Origin of the sequence: Burkholderia theae, assembly GCF_048565265.1 — a bacterium.
Lineage (GTDB): Bacteria > Pseudomonadota > Gammaproteobacteria > Burkholderiales > Burkholderiaceae > Burkholderia > Burkholderia theae.
Genome location: NZ_CP183461.1, coordinates 2,618,253 through 2,633,162 on the forward strand (window position 1 = coordinate 2,618,253; position 14,910 = coordinate 2,633,162).

Sequence of the window (14,910 nt, forward strand, 5' to 3'; positions counted from 1 at the left end):
CCCACAGAGTCTCAGCCATGACCGTCATCAAACAGGAAGACCTGATCCAGAGCATCGCGGATTCGCTGCAGTACATCAGCTACTACCATCCGCTCGACTACATCCAGGCCCTCGGCCGCGCGTACGAGCTGGAAGAGAGCCCGGCCGCGAAGGATGCGATCGCGCAGATCCTCACGAACAGCCGCATGTGCGCGGAAGGCAAGCGCCCGATCTGCCAGGACACCGGCATCGTCACGATCTTCGTGAAGGTCGGCATGGACGTGCGCTGGGACGGCGCGACGATGGGCCTCACCGACATGATCAACGAAGGCGTGCGCCGCGGTTACACGCACCCGGACAACGTGCTGCGCGCGTCGATCGTCAATCCGCCGGAAGGCGCCCGCAAGAACACGAAGGACAACACGCCGGCCGTGATCCACTACGAGATCGTGCCGGGCGACAAGGTCGACGTGCAGGTCGCGGCGAAGGGCGGCGGCTCGGAGAACAAGTCGAAGTTCGTGATGCTGAACCCCTCCGACTCGATCGTCGACTGGGTGCTGAAGACGGTCCCGACGATGGGCGCGGGCTGGTGCCCGCCCGGCATGCTGGGGATCGGCATCGGCGGCACGGCCGAGAAGGCGATGCTGATGGCGAAGGAATCGCTGATGGATCCGATCGACATCCAGGAAATCATCGCGCGCGGTCCGCAGGACTGGGTCGAGGAACTGCGTGTCGAGCTGCATGAAAAAGTCAACGCGCTCGGCATCGGCGCACAGGGCCTCGGCGGCCTGGCGACCGTGCTCGACGTGAAGATCATGGCCGCACCGACGCACGCGGCATCGAAGCCGGTCGCACTGATCCCGAACTGCGCGGCCACGCGTCACGCGCACTTCGTGCTCGACGGCTCGGGCCCGGCCAAGCTGGAAGCGCCGTCGCTCGACGCCTGGCCGAAGGTCCAGTGGGAACCGAACACGGAAACCAGCAAGCGCGTCGACCTGAACACGCTGACGCCGGAAGAAGTCGCCAGCTGGACGCCGGGCCAGACGCTGCTGCTGTCGGGCAAGATGCTCACCGGCCGCGACGCCGCGCACAAGCGCATCGCCGACATGCTCGCGAAGGGCGAGAAGCTGCCGGTCGACTTCACGAACCGCGTGATCTACTACGTCGGCCCGGTCGATCCGGTCCGCGACGAAGTGGTCGGCCCGGCCGGCCCGACGACGGCCACGCGCATGGACAAGTTCACCGAGACGATGCTCGCGCAAACGGGCCTGATCTCGATGGTCGGCAAGGCCGAGCGCGGCCCGGTCGCGATCGAGGCGATCAAGAAGCACAAGGCCGCGTACCTGATGGCGGTCGGCGGCGCGGCTTACCTCGTGTCGAAGGCGATCCGCGGCGCGAAGGTGCTCGCATTCGAAGACCTCGGCATGGAAGCGATCTACGAGTTCGACGTGCAGGACATGCCGGTGACGGTCGCCGTCGATTCGTCGGGCACGTCGGTGCACCAGACCGGTCCGAAGGAGTGGCAGGCGAAGATCGGCAAGATCCCGGTCGCGACCGCTTAAGCGCGATCGAACGAAAGGCCGGACGCGAGTCCGGCCTTTTTGCTTCTCGTTCTCATTATTGTGTGCGGCCGGTTATTCAAGGCTGATTCTCATTACACGCAAAAGGCAGGCCCGGCAAGGCTTCGAGGCTTGGCTTTTCTCGTTCGAGCGATTATCGTTCGGTTTCTGAAGCCCCACTGAACAAGGAACAGCCATGCAAGGCGACAAGAAAGTCATCGAATATCTGAACGCCCAGTTGAAGAATGAGCTCACGGCGATCAACCAGTACTTCCTGCATGCCCGCATGTACAAGCACTGGGGCCTCGACAAGCTCGGCAAGCACGAGTACGACGAGTCGATCGGCGAAATGAAGCACGCCGACTGGCTGATCGAGCGCGTGTTCATGCTCGACGGCCTGCCGAACCTGCAGGACCTGCACAAGCTGCTCGTCGGCGAGGAAACCGAAGAGATCCTGAAGTGCGACCTGAAGCTCGAGCAGATCTCGCAGACCACGTGCAAGGAAGCGATCGCCTACTGCGAATCGGTTCGTGACTATGTGTCGCGCGAGATCTTCGAAAAGATCCTCGACGACACCGAAGAGCATATCGACTGGCTGGAAACGCAGATCGACCTCATCGGCAAGGTCGGCCTGCAGAACTACCAGCAATCGATGATGGGTTCGGCCGAGTAATCGGCCCACTCGCCGCCGCGCCGTCCGCATGACGATGACGAACCAGCCAGCCGCTGCCGCGATGCGTGCCGCCGCCCCCGTCGGGATCTTCGATTCGGGGCTCGGCGGCCTGTCGGTGCTGCGCGCCGTGCGTGCGCACCTGCCCGGCGAGTCGTTCGTCTATACCGCAGATACACGCTACATCCCGTACGGCGAACGCGACGATGCATTCATCATCGAGCGCACGCTCGCGATCGGCGAGTGGTTCGTCCGGCAGGGCGCGAAGGCGCTCGTCGTCGCGTGCAATACGGCAACCGCGCAGTCGATCGCGGCGGTACGCGAGCATCTCGCGATCCCGCTCGTCGGCGTCGAGCCGGGCATCAAACCGGCCGTCCAGCAATCCGCGAGCGGCGTCGCCGGCGTGCTCGCCACCCAGTCGACGCTGCGCAGCGCCCGGTTCCAGGCATTGCTCGAGCGTCACGGCGCCGGCTGCCGCTTCATCTGCCAGCCAGGCCACGGGCTCGTACAGGCAATCGAGAGCGGCGACACGGGCTCGCCCGCGCTGCGCGCACTGCTCGACAGCTACCTGCAGCCGATGCTCGACGACGGTGCCGATACGGTCGTCCTCGGCTGTACGCACTATCCGTTCCTCACCGCCACCATTCGTGACATTGTCGGCGACCGCATGTCGATCATCGACACGAGCGACGCGATCGCGCGCCAGCTCGCGCGCGTGCTCGACCTGCACGGCCTGCGCGCGCCCGCCGGCACGCCTGTCGCGCCACCCCGGTTCTGCTCGACCGGCGACGGCCGGCAGTTGCAGGCACTCGCATCGACGCTGCTCGGCCTCGATGCGCCGGTCGAACCCGTCACCATTTCCTCGCCGAACGCGCGCGCCTGCGCGACCGCCTGACGCGGGCCGGCACGCCCCCTCCCGCCGCGGCTCCGCCGCCCCCGCCGTTTCAAGGGTCCGATGACCTTAAAAAAAGCCCGGGCCAGGCTTGTCAACGCCCGCAAAATTAATGATAATAATTCGCATTAACGTTAGCTATCGCAACTCATCATGATCGTCTGCGTGTGCAAGTCTGTTTCCGATCGCAAGATCCGCGCGTCCCTCGCAGAGGGCGTGAACTCTTTCGATGAACTCCAGTTCGAGCTCGGCGTGGCCACGTGCTGCGGCAAGTGCGAGGAGTCCGTACGCGACCTCATGGCCGAGCAAGGCGTCTGCGCGAGCCGGTGCGGTGTCGAGCATCACGCTCACCCGATCCCGGTCACGTTCTACGAACGCAAGGCTGCCTGACCGGCGCCGAGTGTGCGCATGCGGCCCAGGCCGCATTTTTTGTTTTGACCGTCAGCAAGCCACCGTCCGCGCGAGCCAGCGGCTTACCTGCCAAGGAGCCTGTCATGGAATTGCTGATCGGATTTGTGACCACCGTTTGCATCTCGCTGCTGATCTTCCGCAAGTGATGCCGATTCACCCGCCGCGCCCCGGGTGCGACATCGTTCTTTCAAGCTAACATGCAGGCTTCGCATTTCGCTCCTGCCGGCGCCTTGCCGGCTGCACCACGTATGAATCCCCGAGTGATCGTCGTCGCGGTCGGTGTGCTTGCCGCACACGCGATCATGCTGACGGCCGCCTGGCTCCATCGCAACGCGCCGCCGCCGCCGAAAACGGTCGAGGTCCAGTCGATCACCGCGCAGCTCATTGCGCCTGCGCCGATCGCGCAGCAGGTCGCGGTCGAATCGATCCGGCAACCCACGCCGCCGAAGCCGGTGCCGCGCGTAAAGCCGAAGGTCGAGCCGAAACCGGTGCCTACAGCGGTGAAGCCGACACCTCAGCCGGTTGCACAGTCGCCGGCCCCGTCGCCGACACCCGCGCCGGCCGCCGATCCAACGCCTGCTCCCGCCGCGCCCGCTCCCGCAGCACCAGCCGCCACGCCCAGCCCAGCGCGCGAAACGATGCAGATCAACGCACCGAAAAACGTGCCGACGGTCCAGTGCAAGATCATCGAGCCGCCCTACCCGTCGATGTCGCGCCGCCGCGGCGAATCGGGCACGGCCCTTGTTCACTTCGTCATCGGTGTGACCGGCAAGATCGAAAACATCGAGTTGCAGAAGAGCAGCGGCTACCCACGCCTCGACGAGGCCGCGCTCGACGCCATACGCGCAAGCACTTGCCGTCCGTACGTCGAGAACGGCCAGGCGATCCGCGTCGCCCGCACACAGCCCTACAGCTTCGGGCTCACTGACTAACCTGCCTCATCCGGAAGATTCAAAGGAAACAAAAAATGCAAAGCTACGGTATCGCGCACGTCTGGGCGCAAGGTGATTTCGTCACGCGCGCCATTGCGATCACGCTGCTCGTGATGTCGGTTCTGTCGTGGATCGTCATCGTCGTCAAGGGCTGGAACGTGGTTCGCCTGAACCGCCTCACGAAGAACGCCGAACAGGCATTCTGGCATTCGGACAATTTCGACGACGGCATCAAGAAGCTCGGCCTCGCCGCATCGACGCCGAACGACAACCCGTTCCTCGCGCTCGCGCTGTCGGGCAAGGAAGCAGCCGACCATCACCACCAGACGCAACCGCACCTGCACGACCGCATGGACGTATCGGACTGGGTCACGCGCTGCCTGAAGGACACGATGGACGAAGGCATCTCGCGCATGCAGAGCGGTCTCGCGGTCCTCGCGTCGATCGGCAGCACGGCGCCGTTCGTCGGCCTGTTCGGTACGGTCTGGGGGATCTACCACGCGCTGCTCGTGATCGGCGCAACCGGCCAGACGTCGATCGACCAGGTCGCGGGCCCGGTCGGCGAATCGCTGATCATGACGGCCTTCGGCCTGTTCGTCGCGATCCCGGCCGTGCTCGGCTACAACGCACTGACCCGCGCGAACAAGGGTGTCGTCAGCAAGCTGCGCCGCTTCGCGCACGGCCTGCACGCCTACTTCGTGACCGGTGCGAGCCTCGCATCGTCGTCGACGCGCGACGGCCTGCGCCTCGCGACGCGCGCCAGCTGAGACGGGGTGAACCATGGCAATGAACACTGGTTTCAGCGACGATGACGACGATGCCGTGATGAGCGAGATCAACATGACGCCGCTCGTCGACGTCATGCTCGTACTCCTGATCATTTTCCTCGTGACGATCCCGGCGATGCAGCATGCGGTGAAGATCGACCTGCCGCACGCCAGCAGCCAGCCCGTCGACGAAAAGCCGCAGACGGTCGACGTCGCGATCCAGGGCGACGGCACGATCCTGTGGGACGACCACACGGTCACGCGCGAACAATTGCAGGCACGCATCGCGGAAGCGGCGCAACGCAAGCCGCAGCCGGAGTTGCACCTGCGCGCGGACCGCAAGGTTGCATACGAGCATGTCGCCGAAGTGATGTCGGATGCGCAGGCAGGCGGCCTGACGAAACTCGGCTTCGTGACGGAGCCGGCAGCGAAAGCGAAGTAACACGCGCACGTCGCGCTCCTCGCCGAGCACAAAGTAAAAGGCCTTCATCGCCAGATGAAGGCCTTTTTTCATGCGCACGCGGGCGCCTTCGGGCGGCGGGCTCTTTGGCGGTATCGGTTGCGCCTCGAGCAACGCAAATGCGACTCTGCCGTGGTCTGCACGGACTGCGCGTTCTGCCCTATCTGGCTCACAATATATGCGGCCACCTGATTTCGCTCAGAACTTCCTTCACGAAATGGGATTTCAATATAGGCCCGCGCGCGCGCGCATTCAAGGCCCCGGCGATTGAAACTTGCGATTGCAGACGACGCTTCAATGACAAAACAAATTTGCCTCGTCGTGCGCGTCGTGTTCAGGTCGCCGAAGCATCGGCCGCGGCTTCCTTCTTTGCACGCTCGGGGCACCCCTGCTCCTTGTAGGCGCCGTGATCGAGCTTCTCGACCAGGTAGTCGACGAACGCACGCACCGCGGGCGGCATCCCCTGCCGCGACACGAACACCGCATACAGTTGCGGCACCGGCAGCGTCCAGCCCGGCATCACGGGCGACAGTTGCCCCGCACGCAGCGCATTGCCGTACATCATCTCCGGCAGCGCCGCGATGCCGAGGCCGTCGAGCACGGCCTCGCGGATCGTCATCAGGTCGGCCGTCACGAGCCGCGGTTCGTGCTCGTGCACATGACGCGTGCCGTCCGGCGCGATCAGGTTGAACACGTGCCGCCCGTCGACGCTCGGCGTATCGAGCGTCTCGAAGCCGGCCAGATCGTCCGGCACCAGCGGCGGCGCATTCTGGCTCAGCAGGCTCGGCGCACCGACCAGCATCTGCTCGGTGCGCCACAGCGGCCGCACGACGATGTTGGCGTTCTGCGGCGGCTCCGAGCGCACGCGCAGCGCGACGTCGATCGAGTCCTCGAAGAGATCGATCACGCGATTCGTCACGCGCACATGCACCCTCACCTCGGGATAACGACGCAGGAATTCGGGCAGGATGCGCGACAGCATCGTCTGCGACAGCGTGACGGGCACGCTGACCCGCACCGAACCGCGCGGCGACGCGCGCAACTGCTGCACCGCATTCATCGCGGCCTGCGCCTCGGCGAGCATCGCCTGGCAATGCTGGTAGAACAACTCCCCCGCCTCGGTCAGCGCGAGCTTGCGCGTCGAACGCTGCAGCAGGCGCACGCCGAGTGCCCCCTCGAGTTCGGTCAGGCGCCGCGACAGGCGCGATTTCGAGATGCCCAGCACGCGTTCCGCGGCCGAGAAACCACCATGTTCGACGACCTGCGAAAAGTACATGAGGTCGTTCAGGTTATGTGCATCGATATTCATCTCATCGTTCCAATTTCAGAACAATCCATTGCGAACCATCGCAAATCGAACGGGAAAACGCCCAATATAATAGCGCTATGTTTCAAAAATAACGCTATTCCGTTGATTCCGAGGGCCTCCCCATGACGACCGCTCGCTCGCTTGACCGCACCTACCCCGCGCTTCGCACCACCGAAGGCGGCGGCTTTGTCGTTCACCGTCCGTTCCCGACCCGGCTGCTGATGGATTTCGATCCGTTCCTGCTGCTCGACGAAATGGGCCCCGTCGACTACGCCCCCGGCGAAGCCAAGGGCGCGCCCGACCATCCGCATCGCGGCTTCGAGACCGTGACCTATGCACTCGACGGACGCTTCTGCCATCGCGACTCGTCCGGCCATGCGGGCACGCTTGGCCCCGGCGACGTGCAGTGGATGACGGCCGGCGCCGGCGTCGTGCACAGCGAAATGCCGGATCCGGCGTTCGCGCAGGCCGGCGGCCGCTCCCACGGCTTCCAGCTGTGGGTCAACCTGCCGCGCCGCGACAAGCTGATCGCGCCGCGCTACCAGGAGATCCCGGCCCAGCGCATCCCGACCGCGACGTCACCGGACGGCCGCGCGCGCGTGCGCGTCATCGCCGGCGAGGCGTTCGGCGTCCGGGCCGCGATCGAGACGCGTACGCCGATCCTCTACCAGCATTTCACGCTGGAACCCGGCGCAACGGTCACGCAGCCGGTTCCGGCCGGCTATCGCGTGTTCGCCTATCCGATCGACGGTACGGGCCTCTACGGGCCCGACAGGCAGGCTGTCGACGCACGGCACATGATCGTGTACGGCGACGACGGCGACACGGTCACGTTCGCCGCCGGCGACACGCCGCTCGACCTGCTGCTGATCGGCGGCGTGCCGCTCAACGAACCGATCGTCCGCTATGGCCCGTTCGTGATGAATACCGAGGAAGAGATCCGGCAGGCGGTCGTCGACTACCAGACCGGTCGCATGGGCCGCATCGAAGCCTGACGCCCGATCGGAGGGCGGCAGGTACCGCGAAACGGACGGTTTTGCGTCACAATAACTTCTTGAACCATGTGGCCGCCAACCACCAGAAGGAACCCGTCCCCTTGAACTTCGAACATCTGATCCAGATCAATTCCGATGATTCGGCCGTGCCGGCCCTCACCCGCGACCAGCTCTGGGAAGGTCTCGTGCTGCGCGCCGAACAGCCGCAACTGTTCGTGCTCGGCCTCGACAGCTGCGTCGTCCGCGAACGGACGGATACGACGCTCGAACGTGAACTGCACTACGGTCACGCGATCGTGCGCGACCATGTCACGTTCACGCCGAACCAGCAGGTCCGCTACGACATCCTCGCCGCCGACGGCGAGATCGGCGGCTCGCTGACGATGACGATCGAGGAACGCGAAGACCACCAGCTGTTCCTGCGTTTCGAATACCGCACGACGCTGACCGTCACGGACGACAGCGAAGATGCCCGGCAGACGCACGGGATCGTCAAGGAAGCGTATCGCACGTCGGATATCGACACGGTCCGCCTGATCCGCGAATACGCGCAGGGCCGCAAGGACCCCGATCCGTTGCACTGAACCCGGTGGCGGCCTTCGGGCCGCCCCTTTGACTCAAGCTATCAACTCGGCCTTCTCGATCGATAAAGAGTTTTTGCGAATGGGAATGGTTATCATTTAGAATTCATTCCATCGTATCGACAGTCACCGATCAACCGAATGACCGACACCATGCGCCCGACCACGCTGACCTTGCGCCACACAACCGGCACCGCAGGCAGCAGCCGTCAGAAGACGGCAGCGGTCACCACGCCGGCGAAACCCGCCGGCAACCGCGATGCAGGCACGCGGGTCGTCAACAGCGATTCGCTGCTGCAAGGCCACAGCCACATCAGCATCGCGCATAACGGAGAGACTTATCAGCTGCGTGCCACTCGGCTCGGCAAGCTGATCCTGACGAAGTAACGACAGAGTATTGTGGGGACCACCTCCCTGAGAGGTGTTGGGCATTAGCCAGCGCAACGGCTTGCACGCGAGATCTAGACCCCTTCGTGCAAACACACTCAAGCAGCCGCTGCAGCAAGCCAAGCCACTTTTTTTGGTTCTCGCACAAGGAAGAAAAAAGCGGCACGTCGAACGACGTGCCGCTTTTTCATTTGGGCGGCGAATACGTAACGCATTGCCGCCCGTGTTCGTTGCTGCCGTCAATGCATGCCGCCGAAGCGGCACACCCGCTGCTTCAGAAACCCCAGAACATCAACCACCAGGCGCTGTCGACAACGGCAAGCCCGACGGCAAACCACGCGAATGCCGCCAGCCGGCGCGGCCACGCCGCGTAGCGCCCCGTCACCTTCCATGCGAGCCACGCACTCCATGCGTTGGCACCGACCAGGATCGCGACGCGCACATCGGTCGCCCAGCCGAGCGGAACATGTTCGGCGCGCAGCAACGACAGCGTCGTTGCCGACAGCCCGAGGAACACGCCCGCCCCTGCGATCGGAATCAGCGCCTGCGTGAGGTGATGCAGCCGCACGCGATCGAAGCGGCCGAGCATCAGCGTGGCACCGGCCAGCAGCACCAGCAGCGCCGTGCCGTACACGAGCCCCGTGCCGACGATGTAGCTGACGATCAGCCCGCCATCGAGCCAGGAAAACACGTCGTTGCGATCCGGGTAATGCGTGAGCAGGAACCACGGCGCATTGGTTTCGAGCGGCCACGTGATGTCACGGTCGATCAGCCAGCCCGCGAGCCATTGCTTGATCTGCACGAACCACGGGCTGACGGTCCAGTGGAACGCACCGATCGCGACGCCGAGCAGGCCGTACAGGATCAGCGCGGTATCCCAAGGGTTCGCCTGCTGCGCGCCGAGGTTCACGACTTCGTCGGACGGCGAGCGCGCCGACAGCGAGATCGCGTCGCGGTGCCCGCTGCAGCGGCCGCACATGTGGCACGATGCTGCGCCCTTCATGCTGCGCAACGGCACGAGCGGCGCGCAGTTGATCGGAATCACGCGATGGCCGTGTTCGCCGTTCTTGTACGAACGGCGCCATGCGTCCTCGTCGACCTTGTAGCGCATCGGCGCGAGCCGTGCGAGCAACCCGAACACGCCGTTGACCGGGCACAGGTACTTGCACCACACGCGCTTCTCGCGGCCGTACAGCACGCCGATCACGATCGCGCCGACGGTCGAGCCGCCGAGCACGAACAGCACCGCGAGCGGGTACTGGTACACGCTCACCATCTGCCCGTAGATCGTCGTGATCCCGAACGCGACGAACGGCCAGCCGCCCCATCGTATCCAGCGCGGGATCGGGCCGCCGCGGCCGAACTTGCTCGCGTATTCGGTGAGCGCGCCTTCCGGGCACAGCACGCCGCACCAGACCCGGCCGAGCATCACCATCGACAGCAGCACGAACGGCCACCAGATGCCCCAGAACGCGAACTGCGCGATGAGCGTGAGGTTGTTCCACAGATGCGCGGAATCGTCCGGCAGCGGCAACACCGCCGGCACGATGATCAGGAACGCGTAGACAGCGACGACGATCCACTGGATGCCGCGGATCAGCGCACCGTGGCGCTGCATCCACTGGCCGGCCTGCGCGAGCCAGCCCGGCTTGGCTGCGGCGACCACGCTCATGCCGCGCGGCCCGCGGCGACGGCCGGACGACGGCTCGCGCGCTTCATCAGCAGCCACACGACCGCCCAGTACACCGCGTAGGCAACCAGGTTGGTCAGTGCCGGGTGCGCGCGATAGCCGGTCAGCGTCGCGACGAGCGAGCCGAACGTGCTCGAATCATCGAGGATCGCGGACGTGTCCCATACCTGCGAAATGCCGAGCGGCAGGATTTCCTTGTCGATCAGCTTGTCGACGCCGGTCTGGAACAGGCCTGCGCCGAGGAACAGCAGCATCACTTCGGTGACGCGGAAGAAATGCCGCCACGAGAAGTACTTGCCGCCGAGCTGCAGCAGATAAAACGTGAAGAACGCGAGGCCGAGGCCGATCACGACCGCAAGCATCTGGTTGCCGTCGACATGACCCGACTGGCCGAAACCGAGGCCGTACAGAAAGATCACCGTCTCGCTGCCTTCGCGCGCGATCGCGAGCGCGACCAGCACGGCGACGCCCCACCAGTTCGAATCGCGTGTGCTCTGCTGCAGCGATTGCTCCATGTCGCGCTTCAGCGTGCGGCCGTGCCGGCGCATCCACAGCACCATCTGCACGATCAGCACGCATGCGATCAGCACCATCGCCGTCTGGAAGTAGTCCTGCGCATCGCCGGACAACACTTCGGTGAAACCGACCAGCGCGGCGCCGAGGCCGACGGCCATCAGCAGGCCGGCGCCGACGCCCCCCCACAGATAAGGCAGGCCGCGGCGCGCGTCGTCGTCGCCGTTTTTCAGCCATGCATAGAGAATGCCGACGACGAGCAGCGCTTCGACGCTCTCCCGCCAGACGATGAACAAGATCTGACCCATCGATACCTCCTGACGCGCGGGGCAACGGACGTGTGTGCCCGCACGCAGATAAAACGCGTTACTTCGCGACGATCACGCCCTGTGCCTGCTGGTGGAAATCGTCGAAAAACTTGTATTCGCCCGGCGACAACGGAGCGACGACCACGAACGAATCGGCGCCCGGCGCGAGCACCTTCTCCTTGCGCAGTTGCACGCTCTCGAATTCGGCGGCGCCCTTGCCGGTGTTCTTGATCTCGATCTTGAAGCGCTGGCCGGCCGGCACTTCGATGCGGGCGGGATTCAGCTTGCCATCCGTCATCTCGAGCTTGAACGTCGGCAGATCGGCAGCGTGCGCTGCGCCGGCAAGCCACAACGCAGCGGCTGCGGCAACGATTTTCTGGGGAATTTTCATTCTGGGTTCTCTACGCCGACGGCGCGCCGAAGCGCGCCGTTCGTGATGCCACCGATCAGTAACCGCCCTTCTTGCCGATACCGGCGAACGGGAAGTCGTACTCGAGGGTAATGGGCTTGAACCACGCGCCCACGCCCGTTTCCTTGTCGATGTGACGGCCGAACGCCATGTGGCCCGACTGCATCGGCGGCTTGACGACCATCGACAGGTGATACTTGCCCGGGCCGTTCAGCTTCACGTTGTCGCCGTAATGCGGACCGTCGCTCGCGACCATGCCCATCAGGTCGCCTTCAGCCTTCCACTTCGTGTCGCCCTGCTTCGTCAGCTTGTACGTGACCTGCAGGTACGGCATCCAGTCGCCTTCCGCGAAACCCGTCGGGTTGTTCTTGACCGCATGGATGTCGGCCTCGAGGTGGATGTCGGAATCCGACGCCTTGCGCATCATCCCTTCCGGGTCCATCGTGATCGGCTGCAGGTACACCGCGCCGATTTCCATGCCGCCCTGGATCTGCTGCTTGCCGATCGGATATTCGGCAGCCGAGGCCGACATCGCGGCAAGCGCCGCCGCTACCGCAACCGTCGTGCGGATGAACGAAGAACCCAACATGGACACTCCTTGTTATTTGTCTGACTAAATGACGACACACGAACCGCCGCCGGGGCGGCTCGCTGGAAACACTAACGCGACGAAGAACGTTAATGCGAACAATTCTCAATAATTGTGGAGTTTAGCACCGAACCCGTTCCGGAACAAACGAGAGGCCGTGTAAACCCCTGATCCGACAAGGCTTACAGGCCCGTTAGTGCACCGTTTCGGTGACGCTTGGAAAGATTTACCGGCCGCCGCTGATGTGGTCGCCGACGTTCGCGCCGAACACGCGCTCGCGCAGCAGCGCAAGCTGGTCGCGGGTCGCGGCGGCCTTCTCGAACTCGAGGTTCTTCGCGTAGTCGGCCATCTGCTTCTCGAGGCGTTTGATTTCCTTCGCGAGCTGCTTTTCCGACATGTCCTCGAATTTCGCGCGCTGTTGCGCTTCCTTCAGCTCCGCGCGCGCCTCGTCGGCGTTGTAGACGCCGTCAATGATGTCCTTGATGCGCTTCACGACGCCACGCGGCGTGATGCCCATTTTCTCGTTGTGCGCGATCTGCTTCGCGCGGCGCCGCTCGGTCTCGCCGATTGCGCGCTTCATCGACTCGGTCATCGTATCGGCATAGAGAATCGCCTTGCCGTTCACGTTCCGCGCGGCGCGGCCGATCGTCTGGATCAGCGAGCGCTCGGCGCGCAGGAAGCCTTCCTTGTCCGCATCGAGAATTGCGACCAGCGACACTTCGGGAATATCCAGGCCCTCGCGCAGCAGGTTGATCCCGACCAGCACGTCGAACGTGCCGAGCCGCAGGTCGCGGATGATCTCGACCCGCTCGACCGTGTCGATGTCGCTGTGCAGGTAACGCACCTTGACGCCATGGTCGGCCAGAAACTCGGTGAGCTGCTCGGCCATGCGCTTCGTCAGCACGGTGATCAGCACGCGCTCGCCGGCATTCACGCGCGCGTTGATCTCGGTCAGCACGTCGTCGACCTGCGAGCTTGCCGGCCGCACTTCGATTTCCGGATCGACGAGCCCCGTCGGCCGAACGACCTGTTCGGCGATCTGCCCCGTCACGCGCTTCTCGTAGTCGGCCGGCGTGGCCGACACGAACACGACCTGGCGCATCTTGCGCTCGAACTCGGGGAACTTGAGCGGCCGGTTGTCGAGCGCCGACGGCAGGCGAAACCCGTAATTGACGAGGTTTTCCTTGCGTGCGCGGTCGCCGTTGTACATGCCGTTCAACTGGCCGATCAGCACGTGCGATTCGTCGAGCAGCATCAGCGCGTCGGGCGGCAGGTAATCGACGAGCGTCGGCGGCGGATCTCCAGGCTCGGCACCCGAGAAATGCCGCGAGTAGTTCTCGATGCCCTTGCAGAAGCCGAGCTCCTGCAGCATCTCGAGATCGAAGCGCGTGCGCTGCTCGAGGCGCTGCGCCTCGACAAGCTTGCCGTCGCGGTGGAAGAACTCCAGGCGTTCGCGCAATTCGTCCTTGATCGTCTCGACCGCGCGCATCACGGTGTCGCGCGGCGTCACGTAGTGCGACGACGGATACACGGTGAAGCGCGGAATCTTCTGCCGCACGCGCCCGGTCAGCGGGTCGAACAGGTGCAGCGTATCGACCTCGTCGTCGAACAGTTCGACGCGCACGGCCATTTCGGCGTGTTCGGCCGGGAAGATGTCGATCGTGTCGCCGCGCACGCGGAACGTGCCGCGCTGGAAATCCTGCTCGTTGCGCGTGTATTGCATCGCGATCAGCCGCGCGATCACGTCGCGCTGGCCGAGCTTGTCGCCGATGCGCAGCGTCAGGATCATCTGGTGGTATTCGGACGGGTTGCCGATACCGTAGATCGCCGACACCGTCGCGACGATCACCACGTCGCGGCGCTCCATCAGGCTCTTCGTCGCCGACAGCCGCATCTGCTCGATGTGCTCGTTGATCGACGAATCCTTCTCGATGAACAGGTCGCGCTGCGGCACGTAGGCCTCAGGCTGGTAGTAGTCGTAGTACGAGACGAAGTACTCGACCGCGTTGCGCGGGAAGAACTCGCGGAACTCGGCATAGAGCTGTGCCGCGAGCGTCTTGTTCGGCGCGAACACGATCGCCGGGCGGCCGAGCCGCGCGATCGTGTTCGCCATCGTGAAGGTCTTGCCCGAACCCGTCACGCCGAGCAGCGTCTGGAAGGCAAGGCCGTCGCCGATGCCTTCGACGAGCGTCTCGATCGCGGTCGGCTGGTCGCCTGCGGGCGGATACGGTTGATACAGCTGGAACGGCGACCCTTCGAAGGTGACGAATTTGGATTCGTCGAGCGCGTCGCCGGCTTCGGCATGATGTTCGGACATGGAATGCGGCTGGAGCGAGGGCAAAGGAACCATTCTAGCGCTTCGCGGCCGCGCGAACTGCTGTCGGCTCCTGACGGCCGACGGCCGTCCGAAATCGCGACTCGCCGCCGAATCGCGCGCCCCCGCCTGCGCGAATTCGCTA

General features: G+C 64.5%; 16 protein-coding genes. 10 read left to right on the forward strand and 6 right to left on the reverse strand.

All coding sequences use genetic code 11. The features are described from left to right. Positions 1-17 precede the first annotated feature (17 nt). The 7 genes from ACN22W_RS12350 to ACN22W_RS12380 all read left to right on the forward strand — a co-directional run bounded on the left by ACN22W_RS12350 (position 18) and on the right by ACN22W_RS12380 (position 5,652). A complete protein-coding gene (locus ACN22W_RS12350; RefSeq protein WP_129512569.1) occupies positions 18-1,541 on the forward strand; it encodes a fumarate hydratase in 1,524 nt (507 codons plus the stop codon). A gap of 193 nt (positions 1,542-1,734) precedes the next feature. Further along, complete coding sequence (bfr, locus tag ACN22W_RS12355) at positions 1,735-2,211, forward strand: bacterioferritin (RefSeq protein WP_111016572.1); 477 nt, start codon at positions 1,735-1,737, stop codon at positions 2,209-2,211. A 28-nt stretch (positions 2,212-2,239) separates the two neighbouring features. Then, positions 2,240-3,103 (forward strand): glutamate racemase, encoded by an 864-nt coding sequence (murI, locus tag ACN22W_RS12360; RefSeq protein WP_419684560.1) that lies wholly within the window; start codon positions 2,240-2,242, stop codon positions 3,101-3,103. A gap of 150 nt (positions 3,104-3,253) precedes the next feature. Further along, a complete protein-coding gene (locus tag ACN22W_RS12365; protein ID WP_039370093.1) occupies positions 3,254-3,490 on the forward strand; it encodes a (2Fe-2S)-binding protein in 237 nt (78 codons plus the stop codon). 218 nt (positions 3,491-3,708) lie between these two features. Then, positions 3,709-4,443: an energy transducer TonB gene (locus ACN22W_RS12370; protein ID WP_419684563.1), complete on the forward strand. Its 735-nt coding sequence runs from the start codon at positions 3,709-3,711 to the stop codon at positions 4,441-4,443. A gap of 35 nt (positions 4,444-4,478) precedes the next feature. Then, complete coding sequence (locus ACN22W_RS12375) at positions 4,479-5,210, forward strand: MotA/TolQ/ExbB proton channel family protein (protein WP_048248884.1); 732 nt, start codon at positions 4,479-4,481, stop codon at positions 5,208-5,210. Between the two features lie 13 nt (positions 5,211-5,223). Next, positions 5,224-5,652, forward strand: a complete 429-nt coding sequence (locus ACN22W_RS12380) for an ExbD/TolR family protein (protein WP_048248885.1) — start codon at positions 5,224-5,226, stop codon at positions 5,650-5,652. A 352-nt stretch (positions 5,653-6,004) separates the two neighbouring features. Here ACN22W_RS12380 and ACN22W_RS12385 read toward each other — a convergent pair whose 3' ends face one another. Then, positions 6,005-6,979 (reverse strand): LysR family transcriptional regulator, encoded by a 975-nt coding sequence (locus ACN22W_RS12385; protein ID WP_129512572.1) that lies wholly within the window; start codon positions 6,977-6,979, stop codon positions 6,005-6,007. Between the two features lie 122 nt (positions 6,980-7,101). Here ACN22W_RS12385 and ACN22W_RS12390 point away from each other — a divergent pair, with 122 nt between their 5' ends. The 3 genes from ACN22W_RS12390 (at position 7,102) to hemP (ending at position 8,942) form a co-directional block, all read left to right on the forward strand. Further along, positions 7,102-7,974 (forward strand): pirin family protein, encoded by an 873-nt coding sequence (locus tag ACN22W_RS12390; protein WP_419684567.1) that lies wholly within the window; start codon positions 7,102-7,104, stop codon positions 7,972-7,974. A gap of 101 nt (positions 7,975-8,075) precedes the next feature. Continuing rightward, a complete protein-coding gene (locus tag ACN22W_RS12395) occupies positions 8,076-8,558 on the forward strand; it encodes an SRPBCC family protein (RefSeq protein WP_129512574.1) in 483 nt (160 codons plus the stop codon). Between the two features lie 138 nt (positions 8,559-8,696). Then, on the forward strand, positions 8,697-8,942 hold the full coding sequence (gene hemP, locus ACN22W_RS12400; protein WP_048248889.1) for a hemin uptake protein HemP: 246 nt from the start codon (positions 8,697-8,699) through the stop codon (positions 8,940-8,942). Between the two features lie 274 nt (positions 8,943-9,216). On the opposite strand, the gene ACN22W_RS12405 is transcribed toward hemP, so the two are convergent. From ACN22W_RS12405 to uvrB, 5 genes are all read right to left on the reverse strand, one after another. Further along, on the reverse strand, positions 9,217-10,614 hold the full coding sequence (locus ACN22W_RS12405; protein ID WP_419684569.1) for a 4Fe-4S binding protein: 1,398 nt from the start codon (positions 10,612-10,614) through the stop codon (positions 9,217-9,219). Continuing rightward, positions 10,611-11,453, reverse strand: coding sequence for an FTR1 family iron permease (locus tag ACN22W_RS12410; RefSeq protein WP_193098745.1), 843 nt, complete (start codon positions 11,451-11,453; stop codon positions 10,611-10,613). Before ACN22W_RS12410 ends, ACN22W_RS12405 begins: the two co-directional genes overlap by 4 nt. A 58-nt stretch (positions 11,454-11,511) precedes the next feature. Next, entirely contained in the window at positions 11,512-11,844 is a 333-nt protein-coding gene (locus ACN22W_RS12415) for a cupredoxin domain-containing protein (RefSeq protein ID WP_034190351.1), read from the reverse strand. 55 nt (positions 11,845-11,899) lie between these two features. Further along, the gene (locus ACN22W_RS12420) at positions 11,900-12,451 is read right to left on the reverse strand and encodes an iron transporter (protein WP_048248892.1); all 552 of its coding nucleotides are present in this window, start codon (positions 12,449-12,451) and stop codon (positions 11,900-11,902) included. Between the two features lie 226 nt (positions 12,452-12,677). Next, complete coding sequence (uvrB, locus tag ACN22W_RS12425) at positions 12,678-14,768, reverse strand: excinuclease ABC subunit UvrB (protein ID WP_419684572.1); 2,091 nt, start codon at positions 14,766-14,768, stop codon at positions 12,678-12,680. Positions 14,769-14,910: the final 142 nt, after the last annotated feature.

Coding starts and splice junctions, on each gene's coding strand:
- ACN22W_RS12380 (WP_048248885.1), top strand. CDS start 5,224: ATGGCAATGAACACTGGTTTCAGCGACGATGACGACGATGCCGTGATG.
- hemP (WP_048248889.1), top strand. CDS start 8,697: ATGACCGACACCATGCGCCCGACCACGCTGACCTTGCGCCACACAACC.
- ACN22W_RS12390 (WP_419684567.1), top strand. CDS start 7,102: ATGACGACCGCTCGCTCGCTTGACCGCACCTACCCCGCGCTTCGCACC.
- ACN22W_RS12365 (WP_039370093.1), top strand. CDS start 3,254: ATGATCGTCTGCGTGTGCAAGTCTGTTTCCGATCGCAAGATCCGCGCG.
- ACN22W_RS12375 (WP_048248884.1), top strand. CDS start 4,479: ATGCAAAGCTACGGTATCGCGCACGTCTGGGCGCAAGGTGATTTCGTC.
- ACN22W_RS12420 (WP_048248892.1), bottom strand. CDS start 12,451: ATGTTGGGTTCTTCGTTCATCCGCACGACGGTTGCGGTAGCGGCGGCG.
- ACN22W_RS12405 (WP_419684569.1), bottom strand. CDS start 10,614: ATGAGCGTGGTCGCCGCAGCCAAGCCGGGCTGGCTCGCGCAGGCCGGC.
- ACN22W_RS12370 (WP_419684563.1), top strand. CDS start 3,709: ATGCAGGCTTCGCATTTCGCTCCTGCCGGCGCCTTGCCGGCTGCACCA.
- murI (WP_419684560.1), top strand. CDS start 2,240: ATGACGATGACGAACCAGCCAGCCGCTGCCGCGATGCGTGCCGCCGCC.
- ACN22W_RS12410 (WP_193098745.1), bottom strand. CDS start 11,453: ATGGGTCAGATCTTGTTCATCGTCTGGCGGGAGAGCGTCGAAGCGCTG.
- ACN22W_RS12350 (WP_129512569.1), top strand. CDS start 18: ATGACCGTCATCAAACAGGAAGACCTGATCCAGAGCATCGCGGATTCG.
- ACN22W_RS12415 (WP_034190351.1), bottom strand. CDS start 11,844: ATGAAAATTCCCCAGAAAATCGTTGCCGCAGCCGCTGCGTTGTGGCTT.
- ACN22W_RS12385 (WP_129512572.1), bottom strand. CDS start 6,979: ATGAATATCGATGCACATAACCTGAACGACCTCATGTACTTTTCGCAG.
- uvrB (WP_419684572.1), bottom strand. CDS start 14,768: ATGTCCGAACATCATGCCGAAGCCGGCGACGCGCTCGACGAATCCAAA.
- bfr (WP_111016572.1), top strand. CDS start 1,735: ATGCAAGGCGACAAGAAAGTCATCGAATATCTGAACGCCCAGTTGAAG.